Source organism: Actinosynnema sp. CA-299493, from assembly GCF_050946825.1.
Classification (GTDB): Bacteria; Actinomycetota; Actinomycetes; order Mycobacteriales; family Pseudonocardiaceae; genus Actinosynnema.
On record NZ_CP191993.1, the window covers coordinates 1807849 to 1825864 of the forward strand.

Below are 18016 nucleotides of genomic sequence, written 5' to 3' on the forward strand. Positions count from 1 at the left end.
GGCGGAGGTTCGCTGGGGTGCTGGCTGGGGTGCTGAGCGTCCGTTCGTTGAGATCAGGTCGCGCGAGGTGGTCGGGGTGGGACCGGTCCGCCGTGCGTCGCCGCCTCCTCATATCCCGGCAACGTCAATGGTGTGGTGAAAGTTTCCGGGTTGGCTTGCTCTATCGGGTGATCTCCGGATTCTTCCCTCCACTTCACGGCTTCACGGCTTCCGCGTCACGCCCGCAGCCGCAGACCCTTGGGCGTGGCGCGGAAGCCCGCTTCCTGGAGGATGCCGGCCAGTCGTGAGCCCAGCGCGACCTCGCCGTCGGCGCGCTGCACGGCCAGTTGTCCCAGCCAGCCGTCGCGCACGGCGCGGCTCAGGGCTTGCGCCGCCGCGCGCAGCGGGTCCTCGTCCTCGGTGAACGACAGCAGCGACCGGCCGCCCCGTTCCACGTAGAGCGTGGCCAGCCCGTCCACCAGCACGACCAGCGCCCCGGACTTGCGGCCCGGCCGGTGCTTGCCCTCGCCGGACGGGTCCGGCCACGCCAGCGCGGCGCCGTAGGGCTGGGCCGGGTCGGCCGCGGCCAGCACGACGGCGTCCGGCGTGCCCACGTGCTCCTGGCCCGGCGACCTCGACGCCGCGCGCAGCCGGTCCACCGCGCCCCGGGCCGCGAACTGCGCCGCGCCGAGCCCCTCGACCACGTACCCGCGCACGACCTGCCCGGACTCCTCCATCGCGCGCAGCACCCGGTACACGCCGCTGAACCCGCCGGTCACCCGCTCGGTGTCCAGCGCGCCACGCGTCAGCACGCCGTGCCGCTCCAGGAACGCCTCGGCCCGCGCGTGCGCACGCCGCGTCGCGTCCGTCGCGGGCACCACGGCCAGTGACCACCGGCCCGCCACCGTCGGCGGCCCGGTGCGGCTGGGCAGGTCCGGTCTCCCGGCCCGCATCCGCGCGTACCGGCCACGCGGCGCGGCCCGCCGGGGCTTGTGCGCCGTGCCGCCGCCCGCGACCAGCGCCCGCAGCGGCGCCAGCGTGTCGTTCGTGACCACGCCCGCCCACACCAGGTCCCACAGCGCGCCGACGACCTCGCCGTCGGTCGTCGGACCCTGCAACGACACCCGGTCGACCACCTGCCGGAAGAACAGCGCGCCGCCGCCCAACGCCTCCACCACGGCGGTGTGCAGCGACGAGTCCGGCATCGCCTCGGGCACCAGGTCCGGCAGCAGCAGGTCGGCCACGTCGGTCGGCGCCAACGCGATCCAGCCGTCGCCGCCGGCCAGCGAGCCGCACCCGGTCCACGTCACCTCGCCGGACGCGGTCAGCTCGTCCAGCAGCGCCGGGCGGTAGCCGGGCAGCCGCGCGGGCAGCACCAGCGACTCCACCGCGCTCGCGGGCAGCGGTGCGCCCGCCAGCTGCTCGACCACCGAGTACACGTCGTCCACGGTCGGCGCGGACCGCAGCCGCCGACCCACCCCGTGCCAGCCCGGCAGGAACCGGCCGAGCGCGGCGGGCTCCACCGGCTCGACCTCGGCCCGCAACCGGGCCAGCGACGCCCGCCGCAGCCGTCGCAGCACCTCGGCGTCGCAGTACTCGGTGTGGGTGCCCCCGGGCCTCAGCTCACCGCGCACCAGCCGCCCGGTGGCCGCCATCCGCTCCAGCACCCCGGTCACCACGGCCACGCCGAGCCCGAACCGCTCCGCCGCCTCCACCGCCGGGAACGGCCCGTGCGTGCGCGCGTACCGCGACAGCAGGTCGCCCAACGGGTCGGCGACCGGCTCGGTGAACACCTCCGGCACGCCGACCGGCAGCGCCACGCCCAACGCGTCGCGCACCCGGCCCGCGTCCTCGATCCCGATCACACGGTCCTCGCCCGCGATGCGCACCCGGATCGCCCGCCGCTGCGCCACCAGGTCGGCCAGCCACTCCGGCCGCACGCCCCGTTCCAGCGCCTCCGCCTCGGACAGGTCGCCGAGGAACCGCAGCAGGTCGGACGCGCCCTCCGCGTCCCGCGCGTGCCGGTCCGGGGCCAGGCGCTGGAGGTTGAGCTCGACCTCCGCCACGACCTCCGGGTCGAGCAGCTCCCGGATCGCCTCCGAGCCCAGCAGCTCCGCCAGCAGCGCCGAGTCCAGCGACAACGCCGCCGCCCGCCGCTCGGCCAGCGGCGCGTCCGCCTCGTACAGGAACATCCCGACGTACCCGAACAGCAGGCTGCGCGCGAACGGCGACGGCGACGTCGTCTCCACCTCGACCACGCGCACCCGCCGTGCCCGGATGTCGGTCATCAGCTCACGCAGGCCGGGCACGTCGTACACGTCCTGCAAGACCTCGCGCATCGCCTCCAGGACGACCGGGAAGCTCTCGTACTTCGCCGCCACCGAGAGCAGTTGCGCGGCCCGCTGCCGCTGCTGCCACAACGGCGAGCGCTTGCGCGGGTCGCGCCGGGGCAGCAGCAGCGACCGGGCCGCGCACTCCCGGAACCGGGCCGCGAACAGCGCCGAGCCGCCCACCTCGGCGACCACGACCTGCTCGACCTCCTCCGGGTCGAGCAGCACGTCGTCCGCGCCCGCCACCACCTGCGCGCCGTCCAGGTCGACCGCGTCGGGCAGCCGGATCACGATCCCGTCGTCGGAGTGCGCCGCCTGCACCTCGATCCCGCGCCGCTCCCGCAGCCGGGCCGCGATCGCCAACGCCCACGGCGCGTTGACCTGCGCCCCGAACGGCGAGTGCACCACCAGCCGCCAGTCGCCCAGCTCGTCGCGGAACCGCTCGACCAGCACGACCCGGTCGTTGGGCACGTGCCTGGTCGCCTCGCGCTGCTCGCCCAGGTAGGCCAGCAGGTTCGACGTCGCCCACGCGTCCAGCCCGGCCGCCGCGGTGCGCACCGCGGCTTTCTCGTCGTCCATGGTGGACACCTCGCGCAGGAACTTCCCCAGCGCCCGCCCCAGCTCCAGCGGACGGCCCGGCGCGTCGCCCTTCCAGAACGGCATCCGCGCGGGCTGACCCGGCGCGGGCACCACGATCACCCGGTCGTGGGTGATGTCCTCGACCCGCCACGACGACGTGCCCAGCAGGAACGTGTCGCCCACCCGGGACTCGTAGACCATCTCCTCGTCCAGCTCGCCGACCCGCGAGCCGGGGCCGCGCTCGGACGGCGGCGTCATCACCGCGAACATGCCGCGGTCGGGGATCGTGCCGCCCGACGTCACCGCCAGCCGCTGCGCGCCCGGCCTGCCGCGCAGCTCGCCGGTGATCCGGTCCCAGGTGATCCGGGGCCGCAGCTCGCCGAACTCCTCGCTCGGGTAACGGCCCGCGAGCATGTCGAGCACGGCTTGCAGCGCCGATTCCGGCAGCGCGGCGAACGGCGCGGCCCGCCGCACCAGCCCGGCCAGCGCCTCGACCGTCCACGTCTCCATCGCCACCATCGCCACGACGTGCTGCGCCAGCACGTCCAGCGGGTTGCGCGGGTACCGCACGGCCTCGATCGCGCCGTCCCGCATCCGCTCCGCCACCACCGCGCACGACACCAGGTCGCCCCGGAACTTCGGGAACATCACCCCGCGCGACACCGCGCCCACCTGGTGCCCGGCCCGGCCCACGCGCTGCAACCCGGACGCCACCGTGGGCGGCGCCTCCACCTGCACGACCAGGTCGACCGCGCCCATGTCGATGCCCAGCTCCAGGGACGACGTCGCCACCACGCACGGCAGCCGCCCGGACTTCAGCTCCTCCTCGACCACCACCCGCTGCTCGCGCGACATGGAGCCGTGGTGCGCGCGGGCGATGGTGGCCGTGCGCTGGGTCGTGACGCCGGCCTGGCCGGGCGCCTCGGCGGGGAACCGGGCCGGTTCGGCGGACGACTCCCGCAGCTCCAGCGCCTCCTCGGCCAGCTCGTTGAGCCGCGCGGTGAGCCGTTCGGCCAGCCGGCGGGAGTTGGCGAACACGATGGTCGACCGGTGCTCCTGGACCAGCTCCAGGACCCGCTGCTCCACCGAGGGCCAGATCGACGCCCGCTGCTCCGCGCCCGCCGCCGAGCCGGACACCTCGCCGGTCGGCTCGCCGAGCACCGACATGTCCTCGACCGGCACCTCGACCCGGACCTCGATCGTCTTGGCCGTCCTCGGCTGCACGACCCGCACCGGCCGCCCGCCCGCGAGGAACGCGCCGACCTCCTCGACCGGCCGGACCGTCGCCGACAGCCCGATCCGCTGCGCGGGCCGTTCCAGCAGCGCGTCCAGCCGTTCGAGTGACAGCGCGAGGTGCGCACCGCGCTTCGTGCCCGCCACCGCGTGCACCTCGTCGACGATCACCGTCTCGACACCGCGCAACGAGTCCCGCGCGGCGGAGGTGAGCACCAGGAACAACGACTCGGGCGTGGTGACCAGCACGTCCGGCGGTGTCCGGGCGAACGCCCGCCGCGCGTCCGCCGGCGTGTCCCCGGTGCGCATGCCGACCGTGATGTCCGGCTCGGGCAGCGACAGCCGGTGCGAGGCCTGCCGGATGCCGGCCAGCGGCGCCCTGAGGTTGCGCTCCACGTCCACCGCCAGCGCTTTCAGGGGTGAGACGTACAGCACCCGGCACCGCCGCTTCGGCTCGGCGGGCTTCGGCGTGGACGCCAGCCGGTCGAGCGCCCAGAGGAACGCGGCCAACGTCTTGCCGGACCCCGTGGGCGCGATGACCAGCGCGTGCTCACCGGCCGCCGCCGCCTCCCACGCGCCCGCCTGCGCCGGCGTGGGCGCGGCGAAGGCCCCGGCGAACCACTGCCGGGTGGCGGGGGAGAAGCGGTCCAGGACGTCCACCCCACCATCCTGAACCAGGGGTCCGACAAATTCCGGTTGTGGCACGATCACCCCGTTCACATCAAAGGGGTGGATCGTGCGCGTCCTGTCCGTCGACCTGGGCACTTCCAACACCGTCGCGGTGCTCGCCGCGCACGGCCGGCCGCCCAGGGTCGTGGAGGTGGACGGCTCGGCCACCATGCCGTCGGCCGTCTACTGCGAAGAGGACGGCACGCTGGTCGTCGGCCGTGACGCCGAGCGCCGCGCCCGCCTCGACCCGGCCCGCTTCGAGCCCAACCCCAAGCGCCGGGTGGACGACGGCGTGCTGCTCCTGGGCGACAACGTGGTCCCGGTCACCGACGCGCTGGCCGCCGTGCTGCGCCGCGTGCTGGACGAGACCACCCGCCAGCTGGGTGGCGAGGCGGTGGACGAGGTCCGCTTCACCCACCCCGCGCAGTGGGGCCCGACGCGCCGCAACGTGCTGCTGTCCGCGGCCCGCCTCGCGGGCGTGACCGGCGAGATCGTGCTGGTCCCCGAGCCGGTCGCGGCTGCCTCCCACTACGCCTCGCTGTCCGTCGGCCAGGCGCTCGCGGTGTACGACCTCGGCGCGGGCACGTTCGACGTGGCCATCGTCGGCGCCACCCAGAGCGGCTTCACGGTGCTCGCCGAGGACGGCCTGCCGGACCTGGGCGGCCTGGACGTCGACCAGGCGCTGCTCGAACACGTCGGCAGGCAGGTCTCGCACCGCGACCCGGCGGCCTGGCAGCGGCTGCTGCGCCCCGAGTCGACGGCCGACCGCCGGGCCCGCCGCACGTTGCAGGAGGACGTGCGCGCGGCCAAGGAGTCGCTGTCGCGGCACGCGCACACCGAGGTGCCGATGCCGGAGCCGTTCGAGGACGTGCTGGTCAACCGGTCGGACCTGGAAGCGCTGGTCCGGCCGAGCATGATGCGCAGCGTGGAGCTGCTGGAGTCCACGATCCGCTCCACCGGCATGGCGCCCAACCAGCTCGCGGGCATCTACCTGGTCGGCGGCGCCAGCCGGATCCCGCTGGTGGCGACCATGATCGCCGAGCAGGTGCGGATCGTGCCGACGAGCCTCGACCAGCCCGAGACCTCGGTCGCCCTGGGCGCGCACCACGTGCCCAAGAACGGCGTCACGCCGCGGTCCCAGGAGCCCGCCAGGCCGATGGAGCCCGACACGGTCGTCACCAAGCCGGTGACCCCGCCGGCCGGCGCCTACCAGGCCAACCCGAACGCCGGCGGCGCGTACCAGGCCAACCCGAACGCCAGCGGCGCCTACCAGGTCAACCCCGGTGCCAGTGGCGCCTACCAGGTGAACCCCCACGCGAGCGGCGCCTACCAGGTGAACCCGAGCGCCAGCGGCGCGCACCAGGTCAACCCGGCGGTCAGCGGGCCGTACCAGGTGTACCCGCAGACCGGGCCGCAGCAGTTCAACTTCCCGACCGTCGCGCCCCGCGCGCAGGCCAAGCCGGAGCGGAAGAAGCCCAGCCGGACCGTGCTGGTCTCGGCGGGCGCGGCCCTCGTGCTCGTGCTGGCCGTGGTCGGCGGGATCTTCGCGCTCAACGGGGCGAGCGTGCCCAGCGCGCAGGAGTGCAAGAACGACACCCGGCAGGACGACAAGGGCTTCACCGAGTGCCTGCGCCTGCTCGCGGGCACGATCCCCGACACCAGCACGTGCAAGGCGGGCGGCACGCCCGGCGTGGGTGGCGTCGACGGCATCAAGGGCAGCGCGGTCAGCTGCGCGGTGAAGGACGACTACTCGGTCCAGTACGTGCTCACCGAGACGGTCGTCGGCGCGCAGCACGGCGCGGAGGCGGTCGTCCGGTCGCTCAAGACCGACATGGTCGAGGCGCAGTGGGCGGGCAACGGCCTCACCGGCAAGTACCGGGCCGCCGCGGACGGCGGGCTCGGGCTGCTCGTGTTCACCGCCGACGACCTGCCGCTGCTGGGCATCGTGACCAAGAGCGGCGGCGAGGAGCTGACCGCGGACCAGGTCGCGGACTTCTTCGAGGCTGCGGTGCAACCCGGCACCTGAGACCCGGACGGTGGCTGGTAGGCCCGGATCCCGCCTGGCACCCTTCCAGCTCATGACCATGGTCGACGTCGTGCAGCGCAGGGTCCTGCGGGTGCTGGCGGTGACCCAGGTCCTGGGCGCGGCGGGCGTCACCATCGGCTTGGCGGTCAGCACGCTGATCGCGGCCGTGCTCGCCGACTCCGACGCGGTCGGCGGGATGGCGCAGACGGCCGCGGTGCTCGGCGCGGCGGCGTTCGCGCTGCCCGCGGCCCGGTTGGCGGCCCGCAGCGGACGTCGGCCGGCACTGGTCCTCGGCTACGGCGCGGGCGCGGCCGGCGCGGCGGTGGCGGCCTGCGCGGTCGTGCTCGGCTCGTGGCAGGTGCTGCTGGTCGCGCTCGTGCTGTTCGGCGCGGCGTCCAGCGCGAACCTCGCCGCCCGGTACGCGGGCGCGGACCTGGCCCACCCGCACCGCCGGGCGCGTTCGGTGGCGTTGGTGGTGTGGGCGGCGACGCTGGGCGCGGTGGCCGGGCCGAACCTGGCCGATCCGGCGGGGCGGGCGGCCGTGCGGCTGGGGTTGCCGGTGGGCGCCGGGCCGTACCTGCTGTCGGCCGTGCTGTTCGGCCTGGCCGCGCTCGTCGTCCTGCGGTTCCTGCGGCCGGATCCGCTCACGCTGGCGAAATCGGCCGCCGCGCCCTCGGTCGGCACCAAGCGGTCGATGGCGGTGTGGCGGTCGCTGCCCGCCGCCGGGAAGCTCGCGCTGGGCGGCGTGACGCTGTGCCACACCGCGATGGTGGGCCTGATGTCGATGACCCCCGTGCACATGGAGCACGCGGGGTCGTCGCTGCGCGTCGTGGGCGTGGTGATCAGCCTGCACGTCGCCGCCATGTACGCGGCCAGCCCGCTGTTCGGGTGGATGGCCGACCGGCTGGGCCGGGTGCCCGTGCTGGCGATCGGCGCGGCGCTCGTGGTCGCCGCGTCCGGCATCGCGGGCATGGCGCCGTCGCACGACGCGCCGCAGCTGGCCGCCGGGCTGGCGCTGCTGGCGTTCGGCTGGTCGGCGGGCGTGGTGGCGGGATCGGCGCTGCTCACCGAGTCCGTGGAGGTGGTGGACCGGCCGGCCGCGCAGGGGCTGTCGGACCTGTGCATGAACGTCGGCGGCGCGCTCGGCGGCGTCGTGGCGGGCGTCGTGGTGACCGCGTGGTCCTACGCCGCGCTGGGCCTGGTCGTCGGCTTCACCGCGCTGCCGCTGCTGGTGACGTGCCTGTTCGCGTCGTTGCAGCGGGTGCGGTGATCAGCGCTTGCGGTTGTGCCAGAGCGCGCGCAGGCCGACCACGATCACCGCGACGAGACAGGCGATCACCGCGATCGTGGCGATCGGCGACGACATGCCCGTGGGGTCTTCCTGCGACAGCAGCACGGGGCGAGGTTAGCGCGCCGCCGCCGCGAACTCGCGCACGCGGACCGTTTCACCCGCCGTGCGCCAGACCAGGCCCCAGGTCAGGCGCGGCGCGCCCACCAGCGGCAGGAACGCGATCTTCGGGCGGGCGAAGTAGCCGACCGCGTGCGCGCCCAGCGGGCAGACGCCCTCGCCGTCGGCGACCGCGGCGAGCAGCTCCTGGAACGTCGTGACGTCCCGTCCGCGCTTGATCGGCGCGCCCTCGGGCGTCGTGTCGCGCCAGTAGGCGGCGCGGAAGACCGTGTCGCGGGCCAGGTCTTCCAGCGTCACGGACTCCTGCCGCGTGAACGGGTGCTTGTCGGAGACGGCGAGCACCAAGGGCTCCTCGTGGACGACCGGCCCGGCCGTCAGGTCGGGCTCGCCGACCGGGAACAACGTCACCACCACGTCCACCTCGTCGGCCCTGAGCAGCGAGAACGGGTCGGTGAACGGCGCCTCCCGCACGCGCACCTCGCTGTCGGGGTGGCGGGCGCGGAACCGGTCGAGGACGTCGGTGACGAGGTCGGCGAGGGCAGGCGCCTCGAACCCGACGCGCAGCAGGGACGTGCCCCGTGCGGCCTCCACGGCGCGCGCTATGCCGTCCACGATCTGCCGGTAGGCCGGCGCCAGGTCGTCACGCAGGCGGCGGCCGATGGGGGTGAGCGCGACGCGCCGGCTGGTCCGCTCGAACAGCGGCGCGCCGATGCGGCGCTCCAGCTGCTTGACGGACTGGCTCACCCGCGCCTGGGAGACGTGCAGCCGCTCGGCGGTGCGGCTGAAGTGCAGCTCCTCCGCCAGCGCCAGGAAGACCTCCAGATCACGTCGTTCCATAACCGCCAGGTTATCGTTCCATTCGATCCCCGTCGTTGTTCGGGCCCCGCTCGGGGACGAGTCTCGACGTCATGGAGAACGCACTGCTCGTCCGCGCCACCCAGGCCGAAAAGCTCGACGCCGACCCCGCCGCCGTCGTCACCCTCCTCGCCGACCTCGACGGCCTGACCAGCAACCGGTCCACCTTCCGCGACGGCTCCGACGGCGCGCCGCCGCACTTCCACACCCGCGCCTCGGAGCTGTTCTTCGTGCTCGACGGCACGCTCCAGGTGCTGCTGGACCAGGACGTGGTGACCTTGGAGCGCGGCGACTTCCTCGTCGTGCCGCCCCGCGTGCCGCACGCGTTCGGCGCGCTCAAGGGCGCCGACGCGGACGTCCTGTACGTCTTCACGCCCGGCATGGGCCGGTTCGACTACTACCGACTGCTCGACCGCGTGCAGCGCGGCGAGGCGAGCCCCCAGGAGATCCGCGACTCGCAGGACCGGTTCGACAACCACTACGTCGACAGCCCGGCCTGGACGGCGGCGCGCTGACCGGGCTCGTTGTTACCGTGGCACATGACCAGCGAATCCCCCGCGGTGAGATCGCGTCGGCGTGAGCAGCTCCGCGACTTCCTGCGGACCTGCCGGGCGCGGCTCACGCCCGCCGACGTCGGCGTGGTGGCGGTGGGCAGGCGTCGGACGCCGGGACTGCGGCGCGAGGAGGTCGCCGCGCTCGCCGGGGTCGGCGTGTCCTGGTACACGTGGCTGGAGCAGGGCCGTGACATCACGGTCTCGTCGGAGGTGCTCGACGCGATCAGCCGGGCGTTGCGCCTGACCGACCTCGAACGCGCGCACCTGTACCTGCTGGCCGGTCTCAACCCGCCGCGGGTCGGTGGCGCGCGGGGTGACGAGGTGAGCCCGGAGCTGCGGCGCCTGCTCGACGCGTGGGCGCCGCGGCCCGCGATCCTCCGGGACCGGTGCTGGAACCTGCTCGCGATCAACGACGCGACCCGGGCGGTGTTCGGCTACGACGACACCGACCACAACTGCCTGGTCACGTTCTTCACCAATGCCAGGTACCGCGACATGCACGTCCACTGGGCGTCGGTCGCACCGGTCGTCGTCGCCGCCTTCCGCGCCGACGCGGCGCACGCGCCCGCCGACCCGGGGTTCGACCGGGTGGTCGACGAGCTCGGCGCCGTGAGCCCCGAGTTCGTCGAGCTGTGGGCGCGCCACGAGGTGGGCGCGCCGGTGCAGGCGGTGAAGGCGGTCCGCCACCCCGAGGCCGGCGACCTGCACTTCGACGTGACGACCCTGGCGGTCGCCGACCGCTCGGACCGGTACCTGGAGCTGTACGACCCGCGACCCGGCACGGGAACCGCGGCGCGGCTCGAACGCCTGGCGGACCTCGGGTCGGCCGCCCCGGTCTGATCGGCCGCCGTGGGTGGTGGCGCCGGTCCCGGGTTGAGCGCGCACTGTCCGATCCCGACACCGGTCGGCACGCTGGACCCCATGACGCACAGCACTTCCCGGTTCCACGGCACTTCCCGGTTCCAGGACAAGATCGCGCTCGTCACCGGCGGCACGAGCGGCCTGGGGCTGGCCGTCGCGCGGAGGCTGCTCGCCGAGGGCGCGCAGGTCGTCGTCACCGGGCGCGACCAAGCCCGGCTGGACGCCGCGGTCGGCGAGCTGGCCGGGGGTGACGCCGTCCTCGCGGTGCGCGGCGACGTGGCGAGCCTCACCGACCTCGACGCGCTGACGGCCGCGATCCGGGACCGGCACGGGCGGCTGGACGTGGTCTTCGCGAACGCGGGCGTCGCGTCGTTCCAGCCGACCGGCGACGTCACCGAGGCCGAGTTCGACCGCGTCGTGGGCATCAACTTCAAGGGTGTGTTCTTCACCATCCAGAAGACCCTCCCGCTGCTGTCCGACCACGCCGCGATCGTGATCAACGCGTCGTGGACGCTGCACCGCGGCCTGCCCGGCGCGTCCCTCTACGCGGCGACCAAAGCGGCCGTGCACAACCTGGCGCGCACCCTGGCGGCCGAACTGGCGCCCGGGGGAGTGCGGGTGAACTCGGTCAGCCCCGGCTACATCGAGACCCCGATGTTCCGCGACAACGTCTCCGCCGAGGTCGAGGCCGCCGTCGTCGCCGCGGCGCCCGCTGGTCGGATCGGCGCCGCCGCCGACGTCGCCGACGCGGTCGCGTTCCTCGCCTCCGGTGAGGCGTCCTACGTCAACGGGCAGGACCTGGTCGTCGACGGCGGCCTGGTCGCCGTCGCGCCGCGGTGACCCGGGGGTTCGCCGGGCGGCACGTCGGCGGTCCGGTCCGGCCGGCGGCGCGCTAGCCTGGACCCGATGCGCATCACGATGTTCCGCAAGCTGATGGCCAACGAGTTCGGCCAGGTCAGAGCGGAGATGGTGGCCCGGGACCACGTGCTGTCCGCCCTCGGCGGTCGGACTCCCGACCAGGCGTTGGAGGAAGGGCTGCCGGCCAAGGAGATCTGGCTGGCCGTCTGCGACGCCTTCGACGTGCCGGAACAGCGGCGGTGACCTGGTGCGTCGACAGGATGGTCGAACACCTGTTCGGCTACACTCCCCGACACGACCGGGTGACAACACCCTGCGGGTGACCTGGTCCCCGCCGAAAAATGTCGGACCCCACCCGTAACGTCGGCCCCGACATCGCACCGCGAACCCAAAGACACTCCGAGGTGGACTCCAAGATGGCACCCCAGGCACCCGACCGGGACAAGGCCCTCGAACTGGCCCTGGCCCAGATCGACAAGCAGTACGGCAAGGGCTCGGTCATGCGGCTCGGCGACGAGGTCCGCGCCCCGCTCCAGGTGATCCCCACCGGTGCGATCGCGCTCGACGTGGCCCTCGGCATCGGCGGCCTGCCCCGCGGCCGCGTGGTCGAGATCTACGGCCCGGAGTCCTCCGGTAAGACGACCGTGGCGCTGCACGCCGTGGCCAACGCCCAGCGCGCCGGCGGCATCGCGGCGTTCATCGACGCCGAGCACGCGCTCGACCCGGACTACGCGAAGAAGCTGGGCGTCGACACCGACGCGCTGCTGGTCTCCCAGCCCGACACGGGTGAGCAGGCGCTGGAGATCGCGGACATGCTGGTCCGCTCCGGCGCGCTCGACATCCTGGTCATCGACTCGGTGGCGGCCCTGGTGCCCCGTGCCGAGATCGAGGGCGAGATGGGCGACAACCACGTCGGCCTGCAGGCCCGGTTGATGAGCCAGGCGCTGCGCAAGATCACCGGCGCGCTCAGCAACTCCAACACCACCGCGATCTTCATCAACCAGCTGCGCGAGAAGATCGGCGTGATGTTCGGCTCGCCCGAGACCACGACCGGCGGCAAGGCGCTGAAGTTCTACGCGTCGGTGCGGCTGGACGTGCGGCGCATCGAGACCTTGAAGGACGGCGGCGAGCCGGTCGGCAACCGCACCAGGGTCAAGGTCGTGAAGAACAAGGTGGCCCCGCCGTTCAAGCAGGCGGAGTTCGACATCCTCTACGGCCAGGGCATCAGCCGTGAGGGCTCGCTCATCGACATGGGCGTGGACCAGGGCATCCTGCGCAAGTCGGGCGCCTGGTACACCTACGAGGGCGACCAGCTCGGCCAGGGCAAGGAGAACGCGCGGAAGTTCCTGCGCGACAACCCGGACGTGGCCAACGAGATCGAGAAGCGGATCAAGGACAAGCTGGGCATCGGCGCCACCCTCGACGCCGAGGAGCCCGCCGCGGCGCCGGTCGAGTTCTAAGCGGGCGTGGCGGGACGAGGTGGCCGTGGTCGCGGGGTGTCCCGCGACCCTTCGGCCGACGACACCGAGCCGCGTCCGGTCGACCCGGCGAAGGAGCAGCGCAAGGCGACGGACATCTGCTACGCGCTGCTCACCGCACGGGCCCGCACCCGCGTCGAGCTGAAGGACGCCTTGCTGCGCAAGGACATCAGCGAGCAGACGGCCGAGCTGGTGCTGGCCAAGTTCGACCGCGCGGGCCTGATCGACGACGCCGCGTTCGCCGAGGTCTGGGTCCGCTCACGGCACACGTACCAGGGTCTGGCCCGCCGTGCCCTGGCGATGGAGCTGCGTCGCAAGGGCGTGGCGGACGAGGTGGCGGCCGAGGCCGTGGCCGCGGTGGACGACGAGGCCGAGGAAGACCGGGCGCGTGACCTGGTGCGCAAGAAGCTGCGCACCATGGCGGGCCTGGACGACACCACCAAGATCCGCCGCCTGGTCGCCGCGCTGGCCCGCAAGGGCTACGCGGAAGGTATGGCCTACCGGGTGGTCCGCGAGGAACTGCGCCGGGCGGGCGAGGACACCTCGACCCTGGACGACCTGACCCAGGACTGAAGGCCGGACCGCCGCCGTGCCCGGGTGCGCCGACCGGTCACCGCGGGTCGAGGACGGGCTTGAGGGCGAACAGGTTGTCCGTCGGGTCGACCACCGCTTCGAAGCGGGCGCCCACCCGGTGGTCCGGCCGGTGCCGGACGCGGTAGGTCGCGTCGAACGGAGGCACGTCGTCGCCGCCGACGCGCAGGCTCAGCACCGAGGTGTCGGGCCCCTCCTCCTGGTGGACCACCTCCACCCCGACGACCTCGGCGATCGCGGGTCGACCGGCTTGCCGCAGCCGCGCGGTGTCCGCCCGCGCCTGGTTCGCCCGCCCCCACATGACGCCGCCCAAGGCCGCCACGACCAGCAGCCCGACGACCGCGCCGAGCAGCGCCCACCACGACCAGTCGAGGTCTTCGGCGTGCCACACCACGAGCGGGATGAGACCGCATAGCCAGCAGAGCACCGCGCTGACCCTGAGCCACAGCCGCCCGCCCGCGCCGTCGACCTCGGCCTGCCTGGAGCTCCCGCCCCCGTCGGTGGTCACCCCGTGATCGTATGCGCGCTCACGGCAGCGTTCGGATGAGACGCCAGTACTGGCGCTTCTTCTCCTCGCGCACGACGACGCCGAGCCGGCGCAACTCCTCCCGCAGCTCTTCGACGTCCCCGGTGTCGCCCTTGCGCAACGCCTCGGCCCGCACCTTCAGCACCGCGTTCGCGCCGGGCGGCAGGTCCGGCGCGCCGTCGACCCACCGCCGGTAGTCCTCCCGGTGCGGGTCGTCGTCCAGCCACTGGTACCCGTGCGTCTGGAACGCCTCGGCCAGCGCCTCCGGCTTCAGGTCGTGGCTCTCCCGGGCCAGCTCGCCCGTGTCCACGCCGAGCAGCACGAACTTCTTGCCGTCCAGGAACACCCCGGACACCAGTGTCCGGTCGAAGCTGCGGTGCCGGCCGCCCTTGAGCAGCTCGACCCCCTCGTTGAACACCTCGACCACCAGCCGCTCGTGCGCCGCGATCCCGGCCACCACCAGCCCGAGCACCGCGCCGACGGCCACCGAGCCGATCGTCGCCCACGGCTCGGGCACGGACGCCACCAACCGGAACGGACCCTGCATCGGCGCCCACGACAGGTCGGCCACCCACCCGGCGATCGACTTCAGGCCCCACACCACGGCCGCGCCGAGCAACGGGAACCCGACCGACACCAGCGCCACCTGCCCGCGTGGCTCGGCGACCACCGTGGTTCGTCGCGCGTCCATCCCCCACTACCTCCCCGGAAAGTGAGCACCCAACCTATCGCCGTAGCCTGTTCGAGTGAGGATCAGGGCCGATCACGTGGTCTGGGACTGGAACGGCACCCTGTTCGCGGACAACGACGCCGTGCTCGCCGCCGTCAACCGGGTCTGCGCCGACTTCGGCCACGGGGCCGTCACGCTGGAGCACTGGCGCGAGGTGTTCAGCCGCCCGGTCAAGGACTGCTACGAGCGGATGTTCGGCCGGCCGCTGACGGCGGCGGACTGGACCCGCATCGACACCGTCTACCACGCCGAGTACCGCGCGCTGGTGGACCGCTGCGGGCTGGCCGTCGGCGTGCCCGACCACCTGACGACGCTGCGCCACACCCAGTCGCTGCTGTCGATGTGGTTCCACGACGAGCTGGTGCCGCTGGTGGGCCGCTTCGGCCTCGGCGAGCTGTTCCGCCGGGTCGACGGCCTCAAGTCGGCGGGTGACGGCGGCTCGAAGGCCCAACACCTCGCCGACCACCTGGACGCGCTCGAACTGCGCCCGCGCGACGTCGTGCTCATCGGCGACGTGGCCGACGACGCCGAAGCCGCCCGGCACGTCGGCGCGCAGGTCGTGCTGGTCGCCACCGGCACCAGTTCGCGCAAGGTGCTCGAACGCACCGGCGTGCCGGTCGCCGACTCGATCCCGGAAGCCCTCACCCACCTGGCCTGACGAAGGGCGTCTCCCCAGCGGGAGACGCCCTCGGCCCGGGGGTTCAGAGCGCCGACGCGGCCCGCGCCAGCTCTTCGATCCGCGCCCAGTCGCCCGACACCAGCGCGTCCTTGGGCGCGAGCCACGAACCGCCGACGCACCCGACGTTCGGCAACGCCAGGTAGTTCGGCGCGGTCGCCGGCGTGATGCCGCCGGTCGGGCAGAACCGCAGGCCGGGCAGCGGGCCGCCGATGGACTTCAGGTAGTCCACCCCGCCCGCGGCCTCGGCCGGGAAGAACTTCAGCGACGTCAGCCCGCGCTCGGCCAGCCGCATCGCCTCCGACACGGTCGCCGCGCCCGGCAGGAACGGCAGCCCGGTGTCCTCGGCCGCGTCCAGCACCCGGTCGGTCGAGCCCGGCGTGACGAGGAACGCCGCACCGGCCTTGGCCGCCTGCTCCGCGTGCTCCGGCGCGGTCACGGTGCCGGCGCCGATCACGATGCCCGGCACCTCCGCCGCCACCCGCTCGATCGCGGCCAGCGCCGCCGGCGTGCGCAGCGTCAGCTCGATCACGCGGACACCGCCGCGCAGCAACGCCCGCGCCAGCGGCACGGCGTGCTCGGCGTCGTCGACGACGACGACCGGGATGACGGGGGACAGCGCCAGCAGATCCGCCGCCGTCGCGTGGGCCGGGGCGTTGGTCACCGGGACACCTCCTGGTTGAACTGGCCTTCGAAGTGCGAGGCCGCGATGGGTCCGAACACGCTCGCGCCCCGGTCGGCGGGCCCGATCGCCCGGCGCAGCGCGGCGAACAGCTCCCGGCCCGTGCCGGTCCACGCCTGCGCGTCCGGCGGGAAGTCCACCAGCTCGCGCGCGGCCAGCTCCGCCGGGTCGACGAACGCCTCCAGCGTGCCGGTCTCGGCGTCCAGCCGCAGCACGTCGCCGTCGCGCACGCGGGCCAGCGGGCCGCCGACGGCCGCCTCCGGGGTGACCTGGATGGCGGCCGGGATCTTGCCCGACGCGCCGGACATCCGGCCGTCGGTGACCAGCGCGACCTTGAAGCCCCGATCCATCAGCACGCCCAGCGCGGGCGTCAGCTTGTGCAGCTCGGGCATCCCGTTGGCCTGCGGCCCCTGCTGCCGCACCACCACGACCACGTCCCGCTCCAGCTCACCGGCCTGGAACGCGGCGCTGAACGCCTCCTGCGAGGTGAACACCCGGGCGGGCGCCTCCACGACCCGGTGCTCCGGCTTGACCGCCGACACCTTGATCACCGCGTGGCCGAGGTTGCCCGACAGCATGCGCAGGCCGCCGTCGGCCGCGAACGGCTCCGACACGGGCCGCAGCACGTCGGTGTCCAGCGAGCGCGGCGGACCAGGCCGCCACACCAGCACGCCCTCGACCAGCACCGGCTCCTGCCGGTAGCGGTCGAGCCCCGGTCCGGCCACCGTCCGCACGTCGGCGTGCAGCAGGCCCGCGTCCAGCAGCGTCGAGACGAGGAACGGCACGCCGCCCGCGGCCTGGAAGTGGTTGATGTCCGCCGAGCCGTTCGGGTAGACGCGGGCCAGCAGCGGCACCACCGAGGACAGCTCGGCGAAGTCGTCCCAGCTCAGCTCGATGCCGGCGGCCGACGCGATGGCGACCAGGTGCATGGTGTGGTTGGTCGACCCGCCGGTGGCCAGCAGCGCGATCACGCCGTTGACCACGGACTTCACGTCCACCACTTGCCCGATCGGGGTGTAGTCCTCGCCCCGGCTGATCTCCACCGCGCGCCGCGCGGCCTCCTCGGTCAGCGCCTTGCGCAGCTTGGTGCCCGGCGGCACGAAGCTCGCGCCCGGCAGGTGCAGGCCCATCACCTCGACCACGAGCTGGTTGGAGTTCGCCGTGCCGTAGAACGTGCAGGTCCCGGGGCTGTGGTAGGACTGCGCCTCGGCTTCGAGCAGGTCCTCGCGGGACGCCTTGTTCTCCGCGAACAGCTGCCGCACCCGGGCCTTCTCCGAGTTCGGCAGGCCGGAGCTCATCGGGCCCGCGGGGACCAGGATCGCGGGCAGGTGCCCGAACGACAGCGCGCCGATCAGCAGGCCGGGCGTGATCTTGTCGCACACGCCGAGCAGCAGCGCCGCGTCGAACATCTCGTGCGAGAGGGCGATGCCGGTGGCCATCGCGATGACCTCGCGGCTGAACAGCGAGAGCTCCATGCCCGCGCGGCCCTGGGTGATGCCGTCGCACATGGCGGGCACGCCGCCCGCGAACTGCGCCACGCCGCCGACGGCACGGGCCGCGTCCTTGATCCACGCGGGGTACTCGTTCATGGGCTGGTGGGCGGACAGCATGTCGTTGTAAGCGGACACGATCGCCACGTTCGGGCGTCGCAGTGCACGAAGGAGGTCTTTGTCACCGCCCGTGATCCCGGCGAAACCGTGGGCCAGGTTGCTGCACGCCATGTCGCGGCGGGCGGGGCCCTCTTGCTGGGCCTGGGCGATTCGTTCCAGGTAGGCGGACCGGCCGGCGGCGCTGCGGGCGGCGATTCGAGCCGTCACTGCGGCGACGACGGGATGCACGCTCATGGTTCGCTGTCTCCGGTGGTGATCACGGGCCGTGGTGGGCCCGGTGGGACGGCAGCGCTGGCGTCGCACGTACGGACGTGACAGCAAGCACACTATGTCACGACTCATGATCGTGACAAAAACGATTCAGATCCTGA

General features: G+C 73.7%; 16 protein-coding genes. 9 read left to right on the top strand and 7 right to left on the bottom strand.

Translation table 11 applies throughout. From position 1 onward, the window contains the following. Nucleotides 1-215 precede the first annotated feature (215 nt). Nucleotides 216-4781 (bottom strand): ATP-dependent helicase, encoded by a 4566-nt coding sequence (locus ACQPYE_RS08800; protein ID WP_498720482.1) that lies wholly within the window; start codon nucleotides 4779-4781, stop codon nucleotides 216-218. Between the two features lie 76 nt (nucleotides 4782-4857). Here ACQPYE_RS08800 and ACQPYE_RS08805 point away from each other — a divergent pair, with 76 nt between their 5' ends. Then, entirely contained in the window at nucleotides 4858-6816 is a 1959-nt protein-coding gene (locus ACQPYE_RS08805; RefSeq protein WP_498720483.1) for an Hsp70 family protein, read from the top strand. A 52-nt stretch (nucleotides 6817-6868) separates the two neighbouring features. Continuing rightward, nucleotides 6869-8086 (top strand): MFS transporter, encoded by a 1218-nt coding sequence (locus tag ACQPYE_RS08810; RefSeq protein ID WP_498720484.1) that lies wholly within the window; start codon nucleotides 6869-6871, stop codon nucleotides 8084-8086. Here ACQPYE_RS08810 and ACQPYE_RS08815 read toward each other — a convergent pair whose 3' ends face one another. Further along, a complete protein-coding gene (locus tag ACQPYE_RS08815; RefSeq protein ID WP_498720485.1) occupies nucleotides 8087-8212 on the bottom strand; it encodes a hypothetical protein in 126 nt (41 codons plus the stop codon). A 9-nt stretch (nucleotides 8213-8221) separates the two neighbouring features. Next, a complete protein-coding gene (locus ACQPYE_RS08820; protein ID WP_498720486.1) occupies nucleotides 8222-9061 on the bottom strand; it encodes a LysR family transcriptional regulator in 840 nt (279 codons plus the stop codon). Between the two features lie 71 nt (nucleotides 9062-9132). Between ACQPYE_RS08820 and ACQPYE_RS08825 the strand changes: the two genes are divergently transcribed. The 6 genes from ACQPYE_RS08825 to ACQPYE_RS08850 all read left to right on the top strand — a co-directional run bounded on the left by ACQPYE_RS08825 (nucleotide 9133) and on the right by ACQPYE_RS08850 (nucleotide 13403). Then, on the top strand, nucleotides 9133-9594 hold the full coding sequence (locus tag ACQPYE_RS08825) for a cupin domain-containing protein (RefSeq protein WP_498720487.1): 462 nt from the start codon (nucleotides 9133-9135) through the stop codon (nucleotides 9592-9594). A gap of 24 nt (nucleotides 9595-9618) precedes the next feature. Continuing rightward, nucleotides 9619-10473, top strand: coding sequence for a helix-turn-helix transcriptional regulator (locus tag ACQPYE_RS08830; RefSeq protein ID WP_498720488.1), 855 nt, complete (start codon nucleotides 9619-9621; stop codon nucleotides 10471-10473). An 81-nt stretch (nucleotides 10474-10554) separates the two neighbouring features. Continuing rightward, nucleotides 10555-11334: a glucose 1-dehydrogenase gene (locus tag ACQPYE_RS08835; protein ID WP_498720489.1), complete on the top strand. Its 780-nt coding sequence runs from the start codon at nucleotides 10555-10557 to the stop codon at nucleotides 11332-11334. Between the two features lie 66 nt (nucleotides 11335-11400). Continuing rightward, complete coding sequence (locus tag ACQPYE_RS08840) at nucleotides 11401-11595, top strand: DUF3046 domain-containing protein (RefSeq protein WP_498720491.1); 195 nt, start codon at nucleotides 11401-11403, stop codon at nucleotides 11593-11595. Between the two features lie 173 nt (nucleotides 11596-11768). Continuing rightward, nucleotides 11769-12812, top strand: a complete 1044-nt coding sequence (gene recA / locus ACQPYE_RS08845; RefSeq protein ID WP_498720493.1) for a recombinase RecA — start codon at nucleotides 11769-11771, stop codon at nucleotides 12810-12812. Between the two features lie 36 nt (nucleotides 12813-12848). Next, nucleotides 12849-13403: a regulatory protein RecX gene (locus ACQPYE_RS08850; RefSeq protein ID WP_498720494.1), complete on the top strand. Its 555-nt coding sequence runs from the start codon at nucleotides 12849-12851 to the stop codon at nucleotides 13401-13403. A gap of 37 nt (nucleotides 13404-13440) precedes the next feature. Here ACQPYE_RS08850 and ACQPYE_RS08855 read toward each other — a convergent pair whose 3' ends face one another. Next, a complete protein-coding gene (locus ACQPYE_RS08855) occupies nucleotides 13441-13929 on the bottom strand; it encodes a hypothetical protein (protein WP_498720496.1) in 489 nt (162 codons plus the stop codon). A 19-nt stretch (nucleotides 13930-13948) separates the two neighbouring features. Next, nucleotides 13949-14638, bottom strand: coding sequence for a YqeB family protein (locus tag ACQPYE_RS08860; protein WP_498720497.1), 690 nt, complete (start codon nucleotides 14636-14638; stop codon nucleotides 13949-13951). 55 nt (nucleotides 14639-14693) lie between these two features. Here ACQPYE_RS08860 and ACQPYE_RS08865 point away from each other — a divergent pair, with 55 nt between their 5' ends. Beyond that, nucleotides 14694-15335 (top strand): HAD family hydrolase, encoded by a 642-nt coding sequence (locus tag ACQPYE_RS08865; protein WP_498720498.1) that lies wholly within the window; start codon nucleotides 14694-14696, stop codon nucleotides 15333-15335. Between the two features lie 43 nt (nucleotides 15336-15378). On the opposite strand, the gene eda is transcribed toward ACQPYE_RS08865, so the two are convergent. Continuing rightward, nucleotides 15379-16017, bottom strand: coding sequence for a bifunctional 4-hydroxy-2-oxoglutarate aldolase/2-dehydro-3-deoxy-phosphogluconate aldolase (eda, locus tag ACQPYE_RS08870; RefSeq protein WP_498720500.1), 639 nt, complete (start codon nucleotides 16015-16017; stop codon nucleotides 15379-15381). Continuing rightward, nucleotides 16014-17879, bottom strand: coding sequence for a phosphogluconate dehydratase (gene edd, locus ACQPYE_RS08875; protein ID WP_498720501.1), 1866 nt, complete (start codon nucleotides 17877-17879; stop codon nucleotides 16014-16016). The genes eda and edd overlap by 4 nt, the downstream gene beginning before the upstream one ends. Between the last annotated feature and the right edge of the window lie 137 nt (nucleotides 17880-18016).

Bases quoted from the DNA above. Each gene is read 5' to 3' on its own strand.
- edd (WP_498720501.1), bottom strand. From the start codon at position 17,879: ATGAGCGTGCATCCCGTCGTCGCCGCAGTGACGGCTCGAATCGCCGCC.
- ACQPYE_RS08825 (WP_498720487.1), top strand. From the start codon at position 9,133: ATGGAGAACGCACTGCTCGTCCGCGCCACCCAGGCCGAAAAGCTCGAC.
- ACQPYE_RS08830 (WP_498720488.1), top strand. From the start codon at position 9,619: ATGACCAGCGAATCCCCCGCGGTGAGATCGCGTCGGCGTGAGCAGCTC.
- recA (WP_498720493.1), top strand. From the start codon at position 11,769: ATGGCACCCCAGGCACCCGACCGGGACAAGGCCCTCGAACTGGCCCTG.
- ACQPYE_RS08810 (WP_498720484.1), top strand. From the start codon at position 6,869: ATGACCATGGTCGACGTCGTGCAGCGCAGGGTCCTGCGGGTGCTGGCG.
- ACQPYE_RS08835 (WP_498720489.1), top strand. From the start codon at position 10,555: ATGACGCACAGCACTTCCCGGTTCCACGGCACTTCCCGGTTCCAGGAC.
- ACQPYE_RS08840 (WP_498720491.1), top strand. From the start codon at position 11,401: ATGCGCATCACGATGTTCCGCAAGCTGATGGCCAACGAGTTCGGCCAG.
- ACQPYE_RS08820 (WP_498720486.1), bottom strand. From the start codon at position 9,061: ATGGAACGACGTGATCTGGAGGTCTTCCTGGCGCTGGCGGAGGAGCTG.
- ACQPYE_RS08860 (WP_498720497.1), bottom strand. From the start codon at position 14,638: ATGGACGCGCGACGAACCACGGTGGTCGCCGAGCCACGCGGGCAGGTG.